The organism is Methanobrevibacter filiformis, assembly GCF_001639265.1.
Classification (GTDB): Archaea; Methanobacteriota; Methanobacteria; order Methanobacteriales; family Methanobacteriaceae; genus Methanacia; species Methanacia filiformis.
Map to the genome: position 1 here is coordinate 1 of NZ_LWMT01000050.1, position 6,230 is coordinate 6,230.

The window sequence follows — 6,230 nt, forward strand, 5'->3', positions numbered from 1 at the left end:
AAACAGATTAAAAAAGTTTAAAACTAAAACACAAAAAATAGACCAAAAAACTAAAACAAAAACTAAAAAACATCTAAAACCATATCCAACAATCATAAACCTTTATTTTAATTATGGATAATCTCCTAAAGAGATTGATTTTTTCATGAAATTAATTGTGGGACATCCTAATCTATAAAAACCAATTTAACTTCATATGGTAAGATTTTGCAAAATTTTCTATTTTGCGAAATCAGTGTATTAAATTTAGATTTTTGAATTGTTACACAGTCGTTTAGAAGAATTTATATATTAAAATAAATACATAACTACAATATGCAAATAATTACATCTCAATATTTCTTCTTAATATAATTATTATTTAGATATTATTAAGTGGGATACGATTTAGACATAATTTTGATGTATGTATTTATATTATCTCAATATTATGTTTTAATATATTTCAATCAGTATAATCAGTATAATAAAGATTAATCACAGGTTTTCGAAATGTAATAATTTGTACTCATATATTTTAATGTGTAAAATGATTTTATCAAGATTAATATATACTAATATATCTATATATACTATAGTTTTTATTATATCTAAGTTCATGCAATGTTTTAGATTTGATTATCGAGTATTTTATTAAAATTATAGTTTTTATATTTCATCTTGATTTAACTTTTTATTCAAATTAATTGGAGGATAATCTAATGAAATCGTTTTTTAAGATTAATACCCGATTCTTATTAATAACTTTATCTATCTTAATTGCAGCTACAATTTCTATATCTGGAGCTAGTGCAACAGTATATGATATTGGGGATGGTGATTCTATTCAATCTATTCAGAATAAGATTGATTCTTCAGTAGATGGAGATACTATTAATTTTAAAGGGGTAGTTTATAATAATGTTAATTTAGCTGTTAACAAATCATTAAACTTAAAATCAGATGTGGGAACTACATTTAAAGCAACAAGTAAATTAAATGATACTAGTGCTAGCTCAAAGTATGTTTTGGATAATCAGGCAAATGCTAGTTCAAAGTATGCAGCAGCGATATATCTTGTAGAAGGAAGTAGTAAAACTAATATATCTGGATTTAACTTTGTTGGAACTTATGCAGATGAGGATTCCACTTTTATTTATGGTGGACAAAAAATTTCAGATATAACAATAGCTAACAATAATTTCACTGGTAATGGTATATTCACAGCTGTAAATTTTTATGGTGGAACTTCATCTAATGGTTCATCATCTATTTCCAGATTACTTGTAGAAAATAATACTTTTAAGGACTTTAATACTTCTGGAGGTAATAATGGAGCTATTTACTTCAGAGGAGTAAATAATCTCATTTTTGCTCACAACAGTGTTTTTAATATAACTGGTAATGCTGTACAAGCTAGGGATGTAAGTGATTCTAAATATCTCTACAATAATTTCACTAATGTTCAAGGTGGAGGTTCAAGATCTGGAATAAGTAGAGTAGGTGCTAATGGAGTAGTTGATCATAATATTTTTGATGCTTGTGACTTTGGAATATGGGTTAATAATGCAGGTGTTAATGCAACTTATAATGAGTTTAAAAATGGTATTACAGCAGGTATTGATGGATCTAAACTTGATAATTGTAGTTTTAACTTATTTCTAAATCTTCCTGCTGGATTTAACAAACAAACTGATGATCAAACTGCATTATATGATTATGGGGAAGGTAATGTATTTTACAATGTTATAAAAAATGTTGTCGAAAATACACATCATGGAGATCCTCTTCAGCCAGCTAATCTTACTATTTCATCAGAACTCTCTTCAAATTCTGTAGAACAGAATAAAAACCTGACTTATATTATTAAACTTCTAAATTCTGGTAATTTCTCAGCAAAAAACATAGCTATTAAAGTTAATATTCCAGCTGGTCTTGAAGTAGTATATAACTATCCCTCCAATGGGAATTTTGATATTGAAGATAACTATTGGTATATAAGTTCATTAACTGAGAACACTGAATCAGTCCTTACACTTACATTAAATGCTTTAACTTCAGGTGATAATTACATACTCAATGCATCTGGGGATTATGATAAAGGATTATTGATACAAAACATAACAAGTACTGAAGATAGTCTAAGTTATTTAAATGTAACTAATGCCTCTACAGATATTAATAATACTAATAACAGCACTAACTCTGGTGATGTTGTAAAACCTAAAACTGCTACAAAAATAGTTGTTTCTAAGGCTAATGGTAAGTATAGTAAAAATGTCAAATTAACTGCCAAATTAACAGATAATTCTGGAAAAGGTATTTCTAATGAATATGTTGAATTTTATATTAATGGTAAGTCTATTGGTATAGGAAAAACTGACTCTACAGGATATGCTTATCTAAATTATAATGTTACAAAAACAGGTAAACTAAATATAACTACTAAATTCATTGGTGATTCTAAGTATACTGCAATAAATAATAGTAATATTTTATCTGTTCCTAAATATGCTGGTATTACAATTGAAAATATAAAAGAAGGGTCTGGAAAAACTGTTAAGTTTCATGTTATTGTTAAAAATAGTGGTCCAGACAAAGCATCCTTTAAAGTTAGCCTAAAAATACCTAGTGGATTTAAGTTCACTAAAATTACTAAGAAAAACAGTGCAATGAAAGTAGAATACAATAAAAAAACAAGAACTGCAACATTTACTCTTAAAAGCTTTGGAGTAACTAAAAAACATACAACTTCTATGGTAATAACTACTAAAGCTAATAAAACAGGATCTTATTCCTTCAAACCAAAAGTAACAACACCTAAAGGATTATATATATTATCCAACAATAAAGTAACTTACAAAGTAAAATAACTAAAAACACATACTATTAAAGGAATCTAACAAGATTTTATCATATTTCTAAAATAACTGTAATTGACTATTAATAATCTGTTAATTTTTGTTAATTTTTGTTAATTTTTCTTTTTTTATTTCTTTTTTTTAAATTTTTCATGATTAAAAAACATTATCAAAACATTATATTACTCAACTTAAGGGGAAATTCATCTTAAATTTCTCAATTATATAAATAATCTAAAACTCTCACAGGATTATTTTAAAATAACTTTTTAAGATTATTTGTTGAGGCATTAATAACATATATTTATATATTATAATGTTTCAATAAAATGATATGCAAATAAATACACTTGGACTTATATTAACTAATTATATAGTTTAATCGTATATGGGTATATAGTTTAATCATATATAGGTATGTATTTTTTGTGTTTTTGAACAATCTTGCAATATATAGTATTTAATTTTTTAATATATTATTTGGTAACTGCTGGTTTAAGGAGTATTTTTAACATATTTTAATATATAAAACATGTTTAATCTACGATTCTTAAATAGCTGAATTTAATTAAGGAGGAATATATTTAATGAAATTTAAATCGAATATTTTAATACTTGTACTTTTAGCAGTATTTATTGTATGCTCAGTTCAAAGTGTTAGTGCAGCAAATTCTCATAATTTCACAACAGATGATAACTTTGATACAAAATTTGCTGATGTTGTAAATGGGGATACATTCACATTTAAAGCAGGTAGTTATAATTTAACTAGTGATTACTTAATTAATAAGAAAGTTAATCTTGTTGCTGAAAATGAAGTCATAATAAATTCTGGAGATTATCGTTTTAATTTTGCTAGCGAAAGTAATGGTAGTTCTGTAAAAGGCTTTGTATTTTTAGGAGATTCTAACAATCCTAAAGCTACTACACCTATAGCTACAACTGGACCTACTGAAGATATTACTATTAATAATAATACTTTTAAATATGTTTATGATGGAGTGTCATTTGGTAGATATGCAACTAATAATTTTGAATTTACTAATAATATTATTGATGGTTTCCTGAGGGATGCATTAAATCTTGGTGGTGGTAGTGGTCATGGTGATGTATATATTGTAAATAATATTATAAAAAATAATCTTTCAGCTAAAGATGGGATAGCTATAGCATATAAAGGATCAGGCAACCTTACTATAAATAATAACACTATTTCTAATGTTATTGAAGCTATAAGTATTAATTCATTTAATGCTCCTGATTTAAATGCTACTGTAATTATTAAAAATAACATTTTTGATAATGTTGAAACTGTTATTGAGGATCCTAATCATTCAGAAATAATAGATTCTTACAATGTCTTTAATAATTCTGGTGAATCAAGTTTAACTCATACTCCTAAAGAACCTGCTAATATTATTATTAATTCTACTATTTCAAAAAGTTCTATTAGCAAAGACGGTTCTGTTAATTATACTGTAAAAATCACAAATTCTGGTAATCGTACTGCAGATAATATTACTCTTACTATTACTTTACCAAATAGTTTAAAATATGTTAAAACTATTAGTAAAACTACTGGAGACTATAAAAATAATGAATGGACTATCACTGCATTAGATGCTGGTTCTTCTGCAACATTATCATTAACTTTAAATGCTAAATCTACTGGAAAACAAACAATCAAATCTTCATCATCTTATTTAAATGGAAATGAAACAACTCCGAAAGAAGGTCAGACTACTACTATTTTATCTGTTAACAAATTATCTACAAAAATAACTGTTGTGGTAGCAAAATCAGCTATATTGGGCAGTACTAGTAAATTTAAAATAACTGTTAAAGATAAAAATGGTAAAGTTCTAGCTAATAAAAATATTAAAGTTAAAGTTAATAGTAAAATTTACACTGGAAAAACTAATTCTAATGGAATAGCTACTGTAAATGCTAAAATTTCTAATAAAGGTAAATACAACGTTAAAATTAGTTTTGCTGGAACTTCTGATTACAGTGCTTCTTCTAAATCCGTTCAACATAAAGTGACTGCATCTGATTTGAAAATTGCAGGAGTTAAAAGAATTGGAAAGAATTATATTGTAAAAGTAAAGAATATTGGAGATATTAGTTCTAAATCTACTAAAGTTGCAATTTCTTTCAAAACAGATAATAAACCTGGAGTTATTCAATATGCAACAGTTAAAGTTAAAGCTTTAAAACCAGGTAAAACAGTTAGTGTTCTTGTGAAGTTTTATATTAATAAAATTTACAGTTCTCATAAAAGAAATGTAATTATTGAGGAATCTAAAACATTTAAAGAAGCTAGCTATGAAAATAATATTATATCAATTAGAAAGTAGATATTCCTTTTATAAGGTTATCTTTTTCATTTTCTTTTTTTCCACTACTTATTTATTAATTAAATTCATTTATTAGTTAAATTTTCTGGTTAATAGGTTAATAGTAACTAAATCAATATTTATTATCTGTATGCTTATTAATCGATTAGGATTAGGATTAATATACATTATTGATATAATGCTTATTAATTTTCAAATTTTAATAAAAATTCTCATATTTTAATGTCTGTTTATGTAAAAGGAGGATAAAATGGAATTTAAATCACGAATTATCTTAGTTATAGTCATACTATGTGTTTTGGTTTTTTGTTCTTTCCAAGGGATTAGTGCAACAAGTCACAGTATCAATTCAGGTAATACTTCTGCTCAAATTCAAAGTTTAATTAATGAATCAGAAAATGGAGATATTATTGAATTTGCTTCTGGTGATTATGATAATATTGAATTATCTATAAATAAAAACTTAACCTTATCTACCAATGGAGCTAAATTAAAGTCTAATATGGATAAAACCATAATTACTTTTGATTCTGGAAGTAATGGTAGTTCTGTTAATGGGTTTAAATTTAGCTCAAATTTATATGCTGAAAATTCTTTGATTGATGTAAAAGCGTCTAATATAAATATAATCAACAATGAGTTCTCTGGAGCATCTATGCAAATTCAGATAATTGGGTCTGAGTCTGCATCAACTGAATATTCTTTAATAAAAAATAACAAATTTAATGGTAGTATTGATAGTGAAAGTGCTGCAATTTATATTAATAATTTTTGTCCTAACATATTTATAGATGGTAATAATATCTCAAATCAAAAAGATGGTGTTACTGTAAGATCTGCAAATGTTAGTTTGTGTCAAAAAGTTACCTCCTGAAAAAGGAATTATTACTAAAATCATGGTTTATCATAACATTTAGGTCCATTTTAATTCATCGTTCTGTCTTTCAATTATTGGTTTTAAATAAGACATAGCTCCATGTTTGGTTTTAAAGCGTTTTTTATCTTCTTTTTGTTGTGCTCCACTGAATTTACT

Annotated in this window: 3 protein-coding genes; all 3 read left to right on the forward strand. The window is 25.6% G+C overall.

Annotation, left to right across the window (positions count from 1 at the left end):
- Window positions 1–701: 701 nt before the first annotated feature.
- The 3 genes from MBFIL_RS01975 to MBFIL_RS01985 all read left to right on the forward strand — a co-directional run bounded on the left by MBFIL_RS01975 (window position 702) and on the right by MBFIL_RS01985 (window position 6,071).
- Entirely contained in the window at window positions 702–2,852 is a 2,151-nt protein-coding gene (locus tag MBFIL_RS01975; RefSeq protein WP_066970989.1) for a right-handed parallel beta-helix repeat-containing protein, read from the forward strand.
- Window positions 2,853–3,427: 575 nt separating this feature from the next.
- Entirely contained in the window at window positions 3,428–5,197 is a 1,770-nt protein-coding gene (locus tag MBFIL_RS01980; protein ID WP_066970992.1) for a CARDB domain-containing protein, read from the forward strand.
- 250 nt (window positions 5,198–5,447) lie between these two features.
- Window positions 5,448–6,071 carry a right-handed parallel beta-helix repeat-containing protein gene (locus MBFIL_RS01985; protein WP_066970993.1) on the forward strand — a complete coding sequence of 208 codons (624 nt, stop codon included), beginning with the start codon at window positions 5,448–5,450 and terminating at the stop codon, window positions 6,069–6,071.
- Window positions 6,072–6,230 lie beyond the last annotated feature (159 nt).